Origin of the sequence: Paenibacillus sp. FSL R7-0652 (genome assembly GCF_038595045.1) — a bacterium.
Classification (GTDB): Bacteria; Bacillota; Bacilli; order Paenibacillales; family Paenibacillaceae; genus Paenibacillus.
Genome location: NZ_CP152001.1, coordinates 3755970 through 3772385 on the forward strand (window position 1 = coordinate 3755970; position 16416 = coordinate 3772385).

16 protein-coding genes are annotated in these 16416 nt (G+C 46.5%); 1 reads left to right on the plus strand and 15 read right to left on the minus strand.

Features of this window, described 5'->3' with window-relative positions; genetic code table 11:
• Positions 1-66 precede the first annotated feature (66 nt).
• From MKY97_RS16625 to metH, 10 genes are all read right to left on the minus strand, one after another.
• A complete protein-coding gene (locus tag MKY97_RS16625; protein WP_342551451.1) occupies positions 67-1116 on the minus strand; it encodes an SAM-dependent methyltransferase in 1050 nt (349 codons plus the stop codon).
• A gap of 6 nt (positions 1117-1122) precedes the next feature.
• A complete protein-coding gene (locus tag MKY97_RS16630; RefSeq protein WP_342551452.1) occupies positions 1123-1902 on the minus strand; it encodes an ATP-binding cassette domain-containing protein in 780 nt (259 codons plus the stop codon).
• Positions 1899-2216 carry a thioredoxin family protein gene (locus tag MKY97_RS16635; RefSeq protein ID WP_342551453.1) on the minus strand — a complete coding sequence of 106 codons (318 nt, stop codon included), beginning with the start codon at positions 2214-2216 and terminating at the stop codon, positions 1899-1901. The genes MKY97_RS16630 and MKY97_RS16635 overlap by 4 nt, the downstream gene beginning before the upstream one ends.
• The gene (locus MKY97_RS16640) at positions 2213-2554 is read right to left on the minus strand and encodes a cyclic-phosphate processing receiver domain-containing protein (protein ID WP_342551454.1); all 342 of its coding nucleotides are present in this window, start codon (positions 2552-2554) and stop codon (positions 2213-2215) included. The genes MKY97_RS16635 and MKY97_RS16640 overlap by 4 nt, the downstream gene beginning before the upstream one ends.
• 18 nt (positions 2555-2572) lie before the next feature.
• Positions 2573-3421 (minus strand): deoxyribonuclease IV, encoded by an 849-nt coding sequence (locus MKY97_RS16645; RefSeq protein WP_342551455.1) that lies wholly within the window; start codon positions 3419-3421, stop codon positions 2573-2575.
• The gene (locus MKY97_RS16650; RefSeq protein WP_342551456.1) at positions 3411-4232 is read right to left on the minus strand and encodes a DNA-formamidopyrimidine glycosylase family protein; all 822 of its coding nucleotides are present in this window, start codon (positions 4230-4232) and stop codon (positions 3411-3413) included. Before MKY97_RS16650 ends, MKY97_RS16645 begins: the two co-directional genes overlap by 11 nt.
• A gap of 7 nt (positions 4233-4239) precedes the next feature.
• Positions 4240-5049 (minus strand): TIGR01457 family HAD-type hydrolase, encoded by an 810-nt coding sequence (locus MKY97_RS16655; protein ID WP_342551457.1) that lies wholly within the window; start codon positions 5047-5049, stop codon positions 4240-4242.
• A 103-nt stretch (positions 5050-5152) separates the two neighbouring features.
• Entirely contained in the window at positions 5153-5281 is a 129-nt protein-coding gene (locus tag MKY97_RS16660) for a hypothetical protein (RefSeq protein WP_342551458.1), read from the minus strand.
• 122 nt (positions 5282-5403) lie between these two features.
• Positions 5404-6348 (minus strand): ribonuclease Z, encoded by a 945-nt coding sequence (rnz, locus tag MKY97_RS16665; protein WP_342551459.1) that lies wholly within the window; start codon positions 6346-6348, stop codon positions 5404-5406.
• Between the two features lie 76 nt (positions 6349-6424).
• Positions 6425-9865 carry a methionine synthase gene (gene metH, locus MKY97_RS16670; protein WP_342551460.1) on the minus strand — a complete coding sequence of 1147 codons (3441 nt, stop codon included), beginning with the start codon at positions 9863-9865 and terminating at the stop codon, positions 6425-6427.
• Positions 9866-10043: 178 nt separating this feature from the next.
• On the opposite strand from metH, the gene MKY97_RS16675 reads away from it, so the two are divergent.
• Entirely contained in the window at positions 10044-10589 is a 546-nt protein-coding gene (locus MKY97_RS16675) for a cupin domain-containing protein (protein WP_342551461.1), read from the plus strand.
• Positions 10590-10660: 71 nt separating this feature from the next.
• Here MKY97_RS16675 and MKY97_RS16680 read toward each other — a convergent pair whose 3' ends face one another.
• The 5 genes from MKY97_RS16680 to MKY97_RS16700 all read right to left on the minus strand — a co-directional run bounded on the left by MKY97_RS16680 (position 10661) and on the right by MKY97_RS16700 (position 16402).
• Positions 10661-11335: a GntR family transcriptional regulator gene (locus tag MKY97_RS16680; RefSeq protein WP_342551462.1), complete on the minus strand. Its 675-nt coding sequence runs from the start codon at positions 11333-11335 to the stop codon at positions 10661-10663.
• Between the two features lie 105 nt (positions 11336-11440).
• A complete protein-coding gene (locus MKY97_RS16685; protein ID WP_342551463.1) occupies positions 11441-13075 on the minus strand; it encodes an extracellular solute-binding protein in 1635 nt (544 codons plus the stop codon).
• Between the two features lie 46 nt (positions 13076-13121).
• Positions 13122-13994, minus strand: a complete 873-nt coding sequence (locus MKY97_RS16690; RefSeq protein ID WP_342551464.1) for a carbohydrate ABC transporter permease — start codon at positions 13992-13994, stop codon at positions 13122-13124.
• Between the two features lie 12 nt (positions 13995-14006).
• A complete protein-coding gene (locus MKY97_RS16695; RefSeq protein WP_342556366.1) occupies positions 14007-14936 on the minus strand; it encodes an ABC transporter permease subunit in 930 nt (309 codons plus the stop codon).
• A gap of 674 nt (positions 14937-15610) precedes the next feature.
• Positions 15611-16402 (minus strand): HAD family hydrolase, encoded by a 792-nt coding sequence (locus MKY97_RS16700; RefSeq protein ID WP_342551465.1) that lies wholly within the window; start codon positions 16400-16402, stop codon positions 15611-15613.
• Positions 16403-16416: the final 14 nt, after the last annotated feature.

The following is a 16416-nucleotide window of genomic DNA, read 5'->3' on the forward strand; positions in this document are numbered from 1 at the left end:
ATATTGGTACCATTATAGTATACCAAAGCATATGTTGTAAAGCTGAAATTCGTTATGATGTATCTCTTAATATTTAATCATATAAAGTGTAATCTCTTCGCGATTATGGAACAGCTGCTTCGAACGCTGAATCTGCATCCGTGAACGCTCAAACGTATCAATCACGTCTTTAATGAGCGCGAGCGGTTTCTTATGAAGCAATTTTACGGTAACAATCGCCGTTCCACCGGATTGAAGGCTGTACAGAAGATCAGATATCAACCTGCTCATCAGCTTCGGACTCCAGCTCATATCACATACAAGCAGATCGAATTCGCCTTCGCGGAAGCGGACGTCACCTGCATTTTTTTTCAAAAAGGTCAGTTGGGGTGAAGCGAGCAGAGATGCATCCATCTTCGCCGGGTCTACTGCGGTTACCTCAAGCCCACGCTCAAGCAAAAATGATGTCCATCCCCCTGGTGCTGCCCCAATATCCAGAGCCTTGTGAAAAGATCTGAAATCAATGCCAAAGGTCTGTTCCGCTTCGAGCAGTTTGAATTTGGCTCGTGAAATCTGTCCCTCTTCTCTCTGAAAACGAACAGCTCCACCGCTCCAGTCGGACAGATTCTGTTCGGGTTTGGACACTCCGGCATATAACATATCATCGGCGGCAAATACCGAAATGACAAAGTCCGCACCCCGGATAACCCACTCACATCCGAGATCGTCCAGCTTTTCTGTCAGCGTTTGCTTCAATGAAGCCGCGTTTTCACGCCAGAAAGAACCTTCCGTTTTGCGAGTTTGCAAGACCACCTTCGCACCAGACAATGCCTTTTGGTTCAGAATAAATGCAATCAGTTTCTCCAGAGACTGCTCTGCATCTTCCGTGTTCTCTTGGAATTGAACAGGTTGAATATGACGTAGAAACGTTGGAGACTCCTGCAGCAGCCTAGCCGAAACTTCTTCCTCTGCAGCCGGCAAACCGGCAAGCAGAACTTCTCCTGGAATCAGCACGGTGCTCTTAACTGCTCCAAAGGTACGGCGCAGTTCCTCCTGCGCATAAGGCGCAAAGCCATGATTGGCGGTGCATATAAAACGGGAGAAGTCTGCTTCTCCCCAAGACGATTGTGTACTCAACTTGTGTTACCCTCCAGAACGTACGCGTATCCATGGCCGATCTTCATACCACTGAATATCTACCGGAATATCATACGTATGCTTAATTGTATCTGCTGTTAATATGTCATGTTTCGGTCCCGCGGCGGCAATACGTCCATCACGGATCAATGCGACATGAGTAAACAACGGCACGATCTCTTCCACATGATGAGTGACGTACACCACCGTCATATTTCGCTGACGCAGACGATCTATTTCGATCAACATCTTCTCGCGTTCATACAGATCAAGGCCGGCACAAGGCTCGTCCATAATAAGCAGCTTTGGTTCAGCCATCAGCGAACGTGCCAACATGACTTTTTTGCGTTCTCCCTGGGATAACGTCCCCAGCGGTTGATCTGCCAGTTTCGAAAACCCCATCTCGTCCAGCAGCTGCATCACCTTTGTTTTTACTTCATCCGGAATAGTCTGATAGAAACGCAAAAAAGCATACGCTCCCGTAGCGACAACCTCCCATACCGGATCGCGTAATGTCAGCTTTTCAATCAATGTTTGACTGATATAACCGATCTCTTTGCGAACTTCCCGAACATCGCATTGTCCATACACATTACCGAGTACTTCAATGCGCCCTTCAGTTGGAAACAGATAACCATTCATCATTTCCAGCAGCGTTGTTTTACCCGATCCGTTCCTGCCCAGAATAACCCAGTGTTCACCAGCTTCGATGCGTAAATGAACATCTTTCAGAATTTGATTCTCATCACGGCGAAGCGAAATTTGCTCCATCATAACAACACTCATTCCAACACCGCCTTCCGAATTTCATGAAGCAGGTGCTCGACCGAATTCATTCGATACACCATCCTGGGCACGTCCTGCTCTCCATCAAACAGCATTAAAGCCGGCACACTTGAAATCTGAAACTGCTGTACCAACTCAGGAATGTCATGTATGTTCATATCAACCAACGTATTTTCCGGCAGCAGGTGCTCAGCAACTTCCAGCATACGGCGGGCTGCTGCACATGTTCCGCATAACGGCGTATAGATAAATACAGCATGAGGTACACCTTCCCATACACCGCGCATTAACATTTTAGACGTAATCGGCTTCATGACTTCTCAGCCTCCGCAGCGATCCGAAGCATGACTTCACCTGTCATCGGGCCGTTATGAATAACGACAGATTCAGGTTTACTGCTGTACAGTATCTCGTACATCTGCCGTTTTCCATACATACTCGACGTATGTAAATAGATTTCACGTGGATAAAGCTCTTCCCTTACAATCGCTGCGGCAACCTCACCGCCGTTCATCGAATCCGGTCCCAGCTCATAGTCCAGTGACAGAATGTCTACTTGGCCCTCTCTTAATAACATAAGACATTCCTCTGCATTGACAGCCAGTACAAACCCTTTTGGACAAGAACGATAGTCATCCAGAAAAACATGCATCGTCTCGCACCTCCCAACTTATAACCAGGAACGCATGAGCTGAATATCTTCCCGATGCGTTCCATCTTCTCCCGTTTCCGTCTCCAGTACAACAACCGTTTGCTGAAATTCCGGCGACTGCAGCAGTGTCTTCATCGATTCGCAGCCAATATGGCCCTGACCAATTCGCGCATGCCTGTCTTTTTTCAAACCGTATGCGTACTTGGAATCATTAAAATGAACAGCCGCCAGAACATCCCAATATCCCAGCTGTCTGCCCTTTTCTAATAAAGCTGACTCATCTCCGGATTTCCACATCCCTGAAGCAAAAGCATGACATGTGTCGAAACAAAAAGCAATACATTCCGGATATCGACTCAGTTTGCGAATCTGTATCATTTCTTCCATCGTTGTTCCCATAGGGCCATGATCCCCTGCCTGATTTTCAAGTAAAATCTTGGACTTGCCCTGCCACCCTTCGAGTGCGGCGTCCAGACATTGAATCACATTATGGTATCCCTCCAGCGGATCTTTGGCTTGAAGATGTCCAAAATGAACAACCGTCCCCACCGAACCGCATGCGTCAGAGATTTCGAGATCGTTACGAATGGAATTTACTACTGCATGGAATCCCGCCTCTCCACGGGTCATGCCAAGTGCCGGATTCGTGGGATAGGGCGAGTGTGCAATGGAAGCCAGTCCATTCGCCTCGCACCAATCCCTGCACTGTGCAGCATCCTTCAGATCCAGACGTTTCAGATTGAGACTGCGCGGGTTTTTCGGAAAATACTGAAAAGCCGCTGCTCCCATCTCATGCGCTCTCCTAGCCGCCTGTAAAAAACCTCCTCTGGTGCTGACATGTGCGCCGATACCCGTTTTAGGCCTCATGCTGACATTTGGGACAGAAAAATGCCTTTTTGCCCGTAATTTCTACTCGTTCGATGGTTCCCCCGCAGCGTGGACAAGCTTCGCCTTCCCGATCATAAACCCTACACTGTTCGTCGAAACTGCCTGTTTTGGTATCTCCCTGCATCAGCGGCATTTCCATATAGCCACCCTCGGACGCGGCTTCTCGCAGTACCGACTGCATGGCATGGTACAAGCGTTCAGTCAGCTCTGGAGAGTTAGCAATATTCTGCGTTTTTGAGCTGGGTCTAAGTCCCGCCGCAAAAGCAATTTCATCCGAGTAGCAATTACCAATACCCGCAATAATATGTTGATTCACCAGCGTTGTTTTGAGTGTTCCACGGCGACCTTTCAGCAGTCCGGCAAATCGTTCTTTGTTCATCCGGCGATCCAGCGGCTCTGGACCAAGATCGGACATGGCTGCTTCCGTTTCCTTGGAAGTCATCAGATGCAGATACCCGAGACGCAGACCGATAAAGAACAGAATATGTTCTCCAAAATGAAGTTCTACTTGTGTGGATCGATCGGGACGCTCGTCCTCTGTGCCCCAGAACAGCATGCCGCCCAGCATCAGGTGCAGCACAAGCCGCTTGCCGTTTGCGAGGTGAAAAATCAGATGTTTCGCACGCCGCTCAACAAATATAATCCGATTGCCTGTCAGTTCACGTATGAACACGTCAGAAGTAGTATTAATCGTTTTTTCACGGTTTACGACTACACCTGTAATCGGCAAATCAAGTATATGCTCGGACAATATCGTCCGGTAATTTTCCATTTCCGGTAACTCTGGCATTCTTAATCTACTCCTTCTTGGAAGCCTGGTCAGCCCGCTCGGTCAGCCATGCAGTAAGTGTATGCAAATCATCAAAAACATGATCAGGACGAGCTTTCGCGGCCTGAATATGTCCATCCATATTTTCACGTGTTGTAACACCCGTAAGCACAAGCAGCGTTTCACAGCCCGCCGCCACGCCTGCAGCAATATCTGTGCGCATATTATCACCGATAACAGCCACTTCTTCAGCTTTTAAGTTCAATCTGCGAATCGCGGATCTCATAATGATGCTTGAAGGTTTGCCGATGACCGTTGGCTGCACTCCCGCTGCCGCTTCAATGGCTGCTCCAAGCGTACCTGCGCCAGGTGTCAATCCGTCATCGGACGGAAGCTGGAGATCCGGGTTGGTCATAACAAAAGCTGCTCCTCCATTGATCCAGCGGAGTGCCTTCGTTAATTTTTGATAGGAAAATTCACGGTCGATGCCTTGAATAACATACTGCGGCTCGTCCTCAGTCATCATTAAACCGGCTTCTTCCACAGCCTGAAGAAGACCCGTTTCCCCAATACAAGCCACCCTCGCCCCGGGAGATGCTGCCGCAACATATTCCGCCGCAGCCACCGCGGAGGTGCATACCTCTGAGGCATCAGCAGATATGCCCATCCCGTTCAGGTGGTCGGCAACACCTTGAGGGGTACGGGAAGAATTATTGGTCACGAACAAATAAGGCACCCCCTGTTCTCTCAGCGTCTGAATCAGCTGGTCAGCTCCATCGATCCGATGCCTGCCATGATACAGCGTACCATCCAGATCGATCAGATAGGCCTTTATCATACACAGCACTTCCTTTCTTCATTACATTAACATTTCATGCCCTGAACGGGACTTATGGATGGAAATAACCTGTATTATATGTATTAAAGCATGTAGGATAGCCTTAACTTACAAGGGCATGCTGCAAGTCGAACCGGATCGAAGACCGGCGGTTTAACTCGCGCGCCTGCTGTACAAGCTTGTCATTTCCTGCGCTTTCCCGGAAAATAATTCGGATCATTTCCCTGCTCATACTGCCCATCCTACACGCTTTTTGACCAGATTGCAAAAGGGACCTCAGGAATATTTCTCCCTCAGTCCCGTCTCATTCGCCAGCTGCTGACTGCAGCCTACTCCACCGTCAAAGACTACACTTTATTGCGTTGAATCATGCTCTCGGTGAACAACAGGGATAAGTTGGTGCTCGTTCGCAAGACGTGTATTCGGGAAGATGGACTTCGCTTCCTCCAGAAGCGGTTGAAGCTGATCGTCATCCTTATAACGCGAGCTGAAGTGAGTCATAATCAGCTGTCCTACACCCGCCGCTCGGGCCGCTTCCGCCGCTTGTTTCGATGTACTGTGATAGTATTCATGGGCTGTATCGGCCAGATCATGCATAAACGTCGCTTCATGAACAAGAACATCTGCATCCTGAGCGAGAGGCTGGACGTTATCGCAAGGACGTGTATCGCCCAGAATGGTAATGACCATTCCTCGTTTGGGTGCTCCCAGGACATCCTCAGGACGCAGCATGTCTCCACTATCCAGTGTAATCGTTTCTCCCCGCTTTAACCTTCCGAACAAGGGGCCAGGTTTCAGGCCATACGCTGCCAATCTGGCAGGATCTAGACTGCCGGGACGGTCTTTCTCCGTAACCCGGTACCCGTAACTGTCGATCCGGTGCTCAAGCAGGGCTGATTCCACAAGGAAGCTGTCATCTTCAAACACAATCCCGCCCGTATGCTCCACAATGTTCAGATCATAATTCAAACGGGATTGACTTAGCTCCATTGTTGTTGAAATCATGCGTTCTGTCCCTGGCGGCCCATAAACGGTGAGCGGCGTTGTTCCGCCCTGATACGCTCTGCTGGACAACAGTCCGGGCAACCCGAAAACATGGTCGCCATGCAGATGTGTAATAAAAATTTTCTCCAATTTGCTTAATTTAAGCGGTGAACTCAAAATCTGATGCTGCGTTCCTTCCCCGCAGTCAAACAACCACAACGCTCTGCGTTCATCCAACATGCGGAGTCCAATGGACGTTACATTCCGTTGAAGCGTAGGTACACCAGCATTCGTTCCCAGGAAATATAATTCCATTCTGGATCGCACCTCTTTCTGCTGCCAGCAAAAACCCTCCGACAATGCGGAGGGATTGCCTGACAAACTACTGAATTTATGCTTTTTCGACGTTAAAATATTTCGCCTGCGGATGGCTGAATACCATCGCGGACACAGACGCTTCCGGCTCCATCATAAAACCTTCCGTCAGCTCAACACCGATATCCTCAGGCTGCATCAGCTTAAAGAGCGGACCTTGATCCTCCAAATCCGGGCAGGCCGGATATCCAAAGGAAACTCGAATCCCCTGATAACGCGCACCATGACGCTGCTTCATCGTCATATCTGCAGGGTCCGGAAAGCCCCATATATCTCTCATCATATGATGCACACGTTCCGCCAATCCTTCCGCGACTTCCAGCGCTACCGACTGCAGCGCATGTGAGCGAAGATAATCCCCTTGATCCTTCCAAGCCGTGGAGAGCTCTCGTACACCATGTCCGGCAGTAACGACGAGGAAGCCCACATAATCCATCTCACCAGAATCAACCGGCTTCAGGAAGTCCGACAGACACAGGAATGGCTCTACCTTTTGACGCGGGAACGTAAAAGTATGCAGAATGCTGCTTGTATCCTGCGGATCATAAATGATGATGCTGTTGCCTCTGGACTGTGCCGGGAAGAAACGATACATCGCATGAGCCTGAATGATTCCGTCACGAACCGCTTCCTGCATAATGCCGTCTACGACCGCTTTCAGATCCACTGCTTTGGGATCACCGGAAGCAAGCAGCTGCTCAACAGAGCCCCGAAGCCCCAGATGGTGTCCAAGCAGCATCTGCATGTTCACATAAGGCAGAATGTGTGACAGCGGGTAATTACGCAGTGTATGGCGCTCCAGATCAGGCGGTACCAGGACCGGATGATCGGCTGTAATAGCGGAGCGTTCTACCCTGGTAAGCTCCGGAAGTGCTTGAACTTCTCCTGCACTTGAAGCGTCCGCTTCTTTTTCAGCATCCATCTCGGCCTGCATCGCTTCCCGCGTAACCGGGTTCATCAGCTTATTGGCCAGATCCAGGCCGTCCATTGCATCCTTTGCATAAACAACCATACCGTTATATTCGGGACGAATCCGATTTTTAGTAAACTTGCGAGTTAATGCCGCTCCCCCTACCATAATAGGTACATCAATTCCGGCTGTGCGCAAATCCTGTGCGGTGAGGATCATCTGCTGTGCGGATTTGACGAGCAGACCTGAAAGGCCAATCGCGTCAACCTTTTCTTCCCTATAGGCCTCGATAATACGCTCTGGTGGTACTTTTATACCCAAATTAATGATCCGGTAACCGTTGTTGGACAAGATGATCTCGACCAGATTTTTACCGATGTCATGCACATCGCCTTTAACGGTGGCAAGAATGATTTTTCCTTTAACGGAAGTTTCATTCTTCTCCATAAACTGCTCCAGATATGCTACAGAAGCTTTCATGACTTCCGCACTTTGAAGCACTTCGGCAACAATTAACTCATTGTTGTTGAACAGCCGTCCAACTTCCTCCATGCCCCGCATTAACGGGCCGTTGATCACTTCAAGTGCTGAATATTTAGCAAGAGCCTGCTCGAGATCAGGCAGCAGCCCCTCTTTGCTTCCTTCTACCACGTACGATGCAAGACGTTCTTCCAGAGATAGATTCGAGATTTTCTCCTTTTTCTCTACCTTCTTATTACGGAAAGCCGCTACAAACGCTGCCAGTGTCTCATCATTGGTATTATACAGCAATTCCTCCGAGAGTCTGCGTTCTTCTTCCGGAATGGATGCGTAGCGCTCCAGCTTTTCGGTGTTTACGATGGCATAATCCAGACCCGCTTTGGTGCATTCATACAAGAATACAGAATTTAACACCTCACGACCCGCTTCAGGAAGACCAAAGGAAATGTTGCTGATCCCGAGAATCGTATGACACTCCGGCAGTGCTTCCTTAATGATTCGTATGCCTTCTATCGTTTCTTTGGCGGAACCAATATACTGTTCGTCACCCGTTCCTACCGGAAACACCAAAGTATCAAAAATCAGATCTTCCGGCTTCAGCCCGTACTTGTTCACCAGCAGGTCATACGAACGCTTGGCCACATCAAGCTTGTCCTCCCGACTGATGGCCTGGCCCCTCTCGTCGATCGTTCCGACAACGACCGCTCCGCCGTATTTATGGAGCAGTGGTGTTACCAATTCAAATTTCTCTTCGCCATCCTCAAGATTAATGGAGTTAATAATTGCCTTGCCTTGAGAATACTGAAGTGCCGTATCGATAACCGCAGCGTCTGTCGTATCAATCATCAGCGGAACTTTGACCTTTTTGACAACCAGTTCGAGGAACTTGATCATATCTTCCGTTTCCTCACGGTCGGGGTCCTGTACACAGACGTCTACGATATGTGCTCCATTTTTCACTTGTGCTCGCGCAATTTCAGAAGCTTCTTCGTACTTGCCTTCGACAATTAAGCGTTTGAATTTCCGTGAACCCAGCACGTTGGTGCGCTCACCAACCATGTAGGGGCGATTATCCTGCTCGACATATACCGGCTCAATGCCGGACAATGCAGGCGGGTGTGTTCCGTTCAATTCTCTTGGGGGGTATTTGGCGAGTGTATCACGCATGGCCCGGATGTGAGCTGGCGTCGTACCGCAGCAGCCTCCAGCAATGTTCAACCAACCCTGTTCTGCAAAAGCCCCGATTTTCTGAGCTAACGAGTCTGGCGATTCATGATAGTTACCATTCTCATCAGGCAGACCTGCATTGGGATAACAGCTCACGGCTGCAGATGCCATGCCGGACAAAGAGCGTATATGGTCACGCATGAACTCTGGACCTGTCGCACAGTTTAGTCCCACCGAAATCGGGTTAAGGTGTTCTAAGGATATATAAAAAGATTCAATGTTCTGACCGGCCAAGGTCGTACCCATCGGCTCAATCGTTCCTGAGATCATTAAAGGCAGCTTCATACCGCTCTGATCAAACGCTTGCTGAATACCAATGCTTCCCGCTTTGACATTGAGGGTATCCTGTGAGGTTTCGAGCAGTAGCGCATCAACGCCTCCCTCTATTAAAGCGAGAGCCTGCTCAAAATAGCTGTCAACCAGCTCTTGGAATGTCACCCCGCCGGTCACAGACAGTGTTTTGGTCGTTGGCCCCATAGCTCCTACCACATATCTTGGTGACTCTGGTGTGGAAAAACGGTCAATCGCAGCTTTCGCGATCCGGGCTGCTTCCAGATTGATTTCACGTGCACGATCTTGAATATCGTATTCAGCAAGAACTACTGAAGTTGCACCAAATGTATTGGTCTCAATTAAATCGGCACCAGCTTCCAAATAATCTTCATGAATACGTTGGATCAAGTCTGGACGGGTTAGCACCAACATTTCATTACATCCATCCAGATCTTCACCGCCGAAATCGTCGCTGGTCAGATCCACTTGTTGAATCATTGTCCCCATTGCACCGTCGAGGATTAATATTCGTTGTTTTAATGCATCGTGTAGACTAAGCTTATCCAATATCTTCACCCCCGCAAAACGTTAAATCTTAGTTTAACAGAAACTTACTTAATGTGAAAGATCGGTTTTGCTCCCGAAAGGTCTCGAATTTGCAGGAATGAAAGCGAATTTGTGAATCGACAAAATATGAGCTATCCGATATAATTCAATTAATCCAAGTGGAAAAGAGGGAAAGCACATGGCTGAAATTGTAATCCGAAACACGAACGAACGCATCACTGGAGACGAGAATGTTCGAATTTTCCTGAACAAATATGATGTATTATATGAGAAGTGGGATGCTTCCAAATTAAATGCTGAACTGCAAAATAATTTTGGACTTACCGATGATCAAAAGCAGGAAGTATTAGAAACCTTCGATTATGAGATCAAAGATCTGGCGGCCCGCCGCGGTTATCAAATCTGGGATGTCATCACGCTTTCAGAGCAGACACCGGACATCGAAGAAAAGTTGGCCAAATTCGAAGAGATTCATACGCATGCGGAAGACGAGATCCGTGCGATTGTTGCGGGAAAAGGTATCTTCGTTATTAAAGCGGCAGACGATACAGGTTACTTTAATGTAGAGTTGTCTCCTGGAGACGTAATTTCCGTTCCTGAAAACACACCGCATTTCTTTACATTAATGGAGAACAAACAAATCATCGCGGTGCGTCTGTTTATTGAAAAAGACGGCTGGATCGCCGATCCGTATCCTGATCCAACATTTATCAAAAACGCGTAAATCTGCTGTAACCTAAATGCTTTACGCTTAATACCCCCCTGTTCCTACGAACAGGGGGGTTGATTGTGTGGTTAGATAAAATAGTGAGGATACTTGTCCTTCAGCATCTCCTGTTCAACCACAACTAGTCTGAGATGGGCTTCCATAACTTGAACAGCCTGCTCACTCTGGCGTTCTGTAACCAGCCGCAAAATTTCTTTGTGTTGAGAGATAATTACTTCGAGGTTTGAATCTTCTGCCAGACGCAGCAGACGCAGCCGGTTAAATGGCATGTTCAGCTGCTGCAGCATCTTCCACGTTCTCAGCTTTCCAGTACCCTGAAACAAAATCTGGTGGAACTCTTCATCCAGTTCAAACAGGCGATAAAAGTTGTTTTTCCCCATACATACTTCCTGCATGGCAATGTTCGTTTCCAGTTTAAACACATATTCATCAGGAAACGATGTACATGCCAACCGAACGATTTCCTTTTCCATCTTCTCACGCATGAACCTGCCTTCTTCCACATGCTCCAGGTTAATATGCGAAACAATCGTACCGCTCTGCGGAATAATGTCCAGCAGCTCTTCTTCTGCCAATTTCATAAAAGCTTCTCGCACCGGTGTGCGGCTCACTTGCAATTCGTCTGCAATCTCTTTTTCGGAAATCTTGGTGCCAGGTTCAAGCTGCAGATGAAGAATTCTTTCTTTTACCAAATTATAGGAATAAGCCCTGGTAGAGCCTCTCATTTTCTGATTTAATACCATCCCTTGACCTCTTTCTCCCAACCATATTCCCTTCATATTAGCACAAACTGCCGTTCCACTTAAATATGCTCAGCGAAACGGCAGCTCGGCTTCAAATCATGCGGCTTACTTTTTATTTTCCTTGTAGGTCTTATAGGTGTCATTCGCCAATTTCAGATAATTGGACAAACCTTGGCTTTCCAGTTCTTTAAGAAATGCATCGTACTCAGACAACTTCCGCTCACCCAATATAAACTTCAACGTATTCTGGTCCGTATAGTCTTTCAAAGGTGTGCTGAGGAGCGTTACACGTTCCCGATCCTCAGAAGAATACGGAATAGGCGGCTCGGCCGGAATAATTTCTTTTATCTCTTTCATATTGTTCTGGAACACGAGCTCCTCTTCGCTAAACATGGATTGAAGCAGCTCTGTTGTTCCTCCATAAGCAAATACCCCACCAGAGAATCCGAAATCAACACGCAGGTCTTTTGTACCTTTCGGGTTCAATCCGTTGTAATTAATATCATCCATCAATTTGCGTTTGCCGTCTTCTTTAGTGAACGTTTCGTTCTCTACGCCCCATTTGGTGAACTCCTGTCCTTCGTCACTATAATATAACCAATCAATAAATTGTAATATCGCTTTAAAATTGTCGTTATCTTTAATTTTACCTGAGATCATCACACCATTTTCGAGTCTCGAACCAGACATTAACTGTCCTTTTGGACCTCCCGGTACGGTAATCTTGGCAATCGAGTATTTCCCTTCACCCAGTGTCTTGTTCATGTCATTCCGGTGCAGCACAAGTGTCTGTGAGTTTCCGTTAATCATAAACGATTTGCCTGATACGAACTTTTGAGTCGCTTGATCATCGTCTTGTGTGAAGCTTTCTTTATCGAGCAGTCCTTCGGATACCATCTTGTTGAAAAACGTTAGCAGTTCCTTATACTCCGGCGTTGCAGCTGTCGATACAAATTCATCCGTATCTGCTTTGTAGGTCAAGCCGTTTCCATAACCCCAGCCGGCTTTGGTACCAAATCCAGCTGCCGCAATGCCAAGTGTACTGTTAAACTTGAAGCGGTCGGAAAACGGAATGGAATCGGGATAGATTTCTTTCAACTTTTTCGCGGCCGTATATAGTTCATCCCAGGTTGTAGGAATAGCAATATTATTGTCTTTAAACACATCCGTTCTTACAATCAGGGTATAATCTGGCCACACTTCTTCATGCAATCCCGGTAAGACGTAATACTTGCCATCCTCCTGACGAAGTCCTTCAAGTTCCGGTTCAAGCTTCCACTTCTCTACCTTCTCTTTGAAGTGAGGCATCAAATCGATATAGTCACTGATCGGTAGAATTGCTCCCGAGGATACGAACGCAGCTTCTTCCCCTGGATAGGTCTTCGGAATAACCAAAGGTGCATCACCAGAACTGATCAAAAGAGATCTTTTCTGTGGATAGTCACTCATCGGCACAATCGTTGGCTCCAGTGTAACGCCTGTCATCTCCGTAATTTTTTTGAACAAAAGCCAGTCTTTTTTGTATGGATATGTCGGTTGGTCACTATATAAAATGGAAAGATTGAACGGTTCAGTGGCTTTGAACGTATCACCAGCATTATAACTCTCCATCGCTGATTTCGTACCCACATCTGAGATATCCGGACCCGTTCCAGCATCACTACTGCACGCAGCGAGTACGGCAGACATCGTCATTGCCAAAATCATTTTGCCAAGCATATTACGCGGCTTTCTTTTCAATACATTCATCCCCTTTTATTGTGTTCTAACACCATGTGTGCGGTACTTACTGTTTTACTGATCCCAACATGATACCGGTTACAAAGTAACGCTGTACAAATGGATAGATGGTGAGAATCGGCAGGATCGTCAGAACCATGGTTACCGATTTAATGTTAGCTGCAATCTGAGTCAGGTTATCCGCTGAGGTTGCCCCGGCAGTGGCTCCACTTGTTGCTCCGGCAATCATGTTTCGCAGATAGATGGTGACCGGAAACAGCTCTTTTTTGTCCAGATACAAGAAAGCCGGGAACCAGGAGTTCCAATGTCCAACAGCGTAGAACAGCACCATCGTCGCCATGACCGCTTTACTAAGAGGAAGAATGATACGCAGCAGAATACCGTACGTATTCAAACCGTCAATAGACGCGGCTTCCTCTAACTCTTCCGGCATGTTTTCAAAGAAGGACTTCATAATCAGCATGTTATATATGCTTATTGCACCCGGGACAACCAGTGCCCACATGGTGTTATTGAAACCAAGGGAATTGATCAGAACGTAGTTAGGAATCAGACCACCGCTGAAGAACATCGTGAACACGGCAAACATCGTCAGAAATTTACGTCCCATCAGCCTTTTTTTAGAAAGTGCGTAGGCAAAAATAGTCGTCATAAACATGGAGATTAACGTACCTACCACCGTGTAAATGATTGTGTTTTTATAGTTCAACCAGAACATGCTGTCCTTTGAGATGGTTTTATACGTATCTACATTGAATCCTCTTGGAAATAAACTTACCTTACCTGAGTTGATATACGCTTCACTGCTGAAGGATTGAGCAACAACGTTCAGGAACGGATACAGAGTAATAAAAACAACAAACAGCAAAAACGTGACATTGAACACTTTAAATATCTTGTATGATGTGGATTCCTGCATGATGCTCCCCCTCTACCATAAACTGCGTTGTGTCAGTTTGCGTGAAATAGCGTTTACACTGAATACCAGAGTCAGCCCAATGATCGATTCAAACAATCCAATGGCCGTGGCATAGCTGAAGTTGCTGGATTCAAGACCCACACGATACAAATAGGTCGATATTACATCAGAAGTTTCGTAAATCAGCGGATTATACAAAAGCAGGATTTTCTCAAAACCTACAGCCAGGAAGTTCCCCATATTCAGGATCAGTAACGTGACAATCGTTGGTAAAATACCTGGAATCGTTACATGAATGGTTTGTTTCCAGCGATTCGCTCCATCAATTCGAGCGGCTTCATACAGCGAATCATCAATGGTGGTCAGTGCTGCCAGATATAAAATCGCTCCCCAGCCCATACCCTGCCAAATTTCAGATGAAATATATATCGTTCTGAACCATTCTGCACGCTGCATAAATGGAATGTTATCTCCTGTGAAAAATGCGACAAGACCGTTGATTGAACCGTTTACTGCTGTGAGCTGCAGAATCATACCGGCTACGATAACAATGGACAGGAAGTGAGGCAGATATGAGGCTGTCTGCACAAACTTTTTGAAGCGTTTGCTCTTCACCTCGTTAAGCATGAGCGCAAATATGATCGGCACCGGGAATGTAAACAACATCGCAAGCCCGCCCAGCATGAGTGTATTGCTGAAGACTCGCCAGAACGTCGGGTCCTCTATAAACATCTTGAAGTAACGCAGGCCAACCCAGGTTTCCCCAAAAATGCTCCCACCGGGAACAAAACGTCTAAATGCGATGATATTACCTAACATCGGGCCGTACTTGAAAATAATCAGATAAATGATGGGAAGCACTAACAGCGAGTACAACTGCCAATCCTTACGAATTAACGCAGCAGCTGTCCGCAATCTGCTTTCTCTGCGTGAAGATATCATCGGTATTGCTGCCTTTGATGTTTCTGACTCCATGTGTCATTCACTCCGATCCATGACTTGATTAGGAAATGATATGGTATCCCTTAGATGACATGTCCTCTATCACATTGATCCAGAAGACCTCTATGCTGTTTGATTCACCCCCACTGCAAAATAAACATGTAAGCGGTACCAACTTTGTTTTATGTACAATCAAACATATACAGAAATGTAGAGCTTGAACAATTCTGCTTTTGTTTGAATGTTAACTGAAATTTCTTGGATATGAAGCGCTTACAATACAAACAAATGAAAACCACTTTATAATGCTGGTCCCCTTCATATGAAATCATGTTTGTTCACAAGGTTTGCTTTGGCATCCGAATAAGAACCTGACTAAATTTAAAGTGTGATATAAATTGAATTTTAAAAGAAAATGGATTGCGCATCGAAGAATTTAAATACTAGTCATACTAGTATGTTAGTTGTATTTTATAGCAGCAGTTTCTTAATTTCAATATCTTTTCGCAAAAAAAATATACAACTGCTCCTAACAGATTGTTAGAAACACTCCTCTGTTTGCTCATAAACAAAAAAACATTGGTTATGACACACGAAAGATCACATCTTTCATGCCATAACCAATGTTAAATGAGTATTGTAGCTGTTGCGTAAAACCATATTCTCAAAGATATTTAGAAATTCGCAATGATATCTTCCAAATCAGATAAATGTTTGATTTCGTGGTCAGGTGAATAGGTTTCATTGTTGATTTTGTTTTCGCGATTAATCCAAACCGCACGGATTCCCGAAGAAAGCGCACCGCGAATATCCGTTGTTAGTTTATCGCCAACCATGATGCTTTCTTCTGCTTTAACACCGAGTTTACTTAAAGCATGATCGAAAATGGATGGATCAGGTTTACCTTTACCAAAGCTGCCAGAGATAATAATTTCATCAAAGAAAGGAGATAGCTCAGGTACACCATCCAGCTTCTCCTGCTGCAGGGCAGGACATCCGTTCGTCAAAAGCAGCAGTTTGTATTTTCCTTGCAGATGACGCAGCGTATCCATTGTTTCCTCATAAACATGAGGTCTCGATCTGCGTTCTGCCCCAAACTGTGAAGCCAAACGTTCTGCAAGCTCTTCTTGATCGACACCCAGCTTGAGCAAACCGCGGCGCCAGGACTCCTTCCGGTAAATCGGAGCCAACTGTTCAAGCTGGCGGAATTCTGGCTGTTCTCCTCCATTGAAGTTGGCCCAAAGGCCTTCAAATGGATTGATTCCAATCATTTTGGTAAAAGGAAATGTCTCATAGGATTCGTATAATTCACGTGCTTCGTTACGAACAGCTTCTTCAAGTGCCTCGGCATTAACGCCTGTTTCTGCTGCCGCAGTTAAACAAGTTTCATGAAAAGCCTCTCGAACACTGCGCTCGTCCCATAGTAAAGTATCATCCAGGTCGAACATAATCGCTTTCAATGCCATTCCGATCATCTGCC

What these genes read in the sequence shown, in the direction of transcription:
- MKY97_RS16650 (WP_342551456.1), bottom strand. Translation starts at nt 4,232, where the DNA reads ATGCCAGAGTTACCGGAAATGGAAAATTACCGGACGATATTGTCCGAG.
- MKY97_RS16675 (WP_342551461.1), top strand. Translation starts at nt 10,044, where the DNA reads ATGGCTGAAATTGTAATCCGAAACACGAACGAACGCATCACTGGAGAC.
- MKY97_RS16680 (WP_342551462.1), bottom strand. Translation starts at nt 11,335, where the DNA reads ATGGTATTAAATCAGAAAATGAGAGGCTCTACCAGGGCTTATTCCTAT.
- MKY97_RS16635 (WP_342551453.1), bottom strand. Translation starts at nt 2,216, where the DNA reads ATGAAGCCGATTACGTCTAAAATGTTAATGCGCGGTGTATGGGAAGGT.
- MKY97_RS16640 (WP_342551454.1), bottom strand. Translation starts at nt 2,554, where the DNA reads ATGCATGTTTTTCTGGATGACTATCGTTCTTGTCCAAAAGGGTTTGTA.
- MKY97_RS16660 (WP_342551458.1), bottom strand. Translation starts at nt 5,281, where the DNA reads ATGAGCAGGGAAATGATCCGAATTATTTTCCGGGAAAGCGCAGGAAAT.
- MKY97_RS16655 (WP_342551457.1), bottom strand. Translation starts at nt 5,049, where the DNA reads ATGATAAAGGCCTATCTGATCGATCTGGATGGTACGCTGTATCATGGC.
- MKY97_RS16700 (WP_342551465.1), bottom strand. Translation starts at nt 16,402, where the DNA reads ATGGCATTGAAAGCGATTATGTTCGACCTGGATGATACTTTACTATGG.
- MKY97_RS16690 (WP_342551464.1), bottom strand. Translation starts at nt 13,994, where the DNA reads ATGCAGGAATCCACATCATACAAGATATTTAAAGTGTTCAATGTCACG.
- MKY97_RS16695 (WP_342556366.1), bottom strand. Translation starts at nt 14,936, where the DNA reads ATGATATCTTCACGCAGAGAAAGCAGATTGCGGACAGCTGCTGCGTTA.
- rnz (WP_342551459.1), bottom strand. Translation starts at nt 6,348, where the DNA reads ATGGAATTATATTTCCTGGGAACGAATGCTGGTGTACCTACGCTTCAA.
- MKY97_RS16645 (WP_342551455.1), bottom strand. Translation starts at nt 3,421, where the DNA reads ATGAGGCCTAAAACGGGTATCGGCGCACATGTCAGCACCAGAGGAGGT.
- MKY97_RS16630 (WP_342551452.1), bottom strand. Translation starts at nt 1,902, where the DNA reads ATGAGTGTTGTTATGATGGAGCAAATTTCGCTTCGCCGTGATGAGAAT.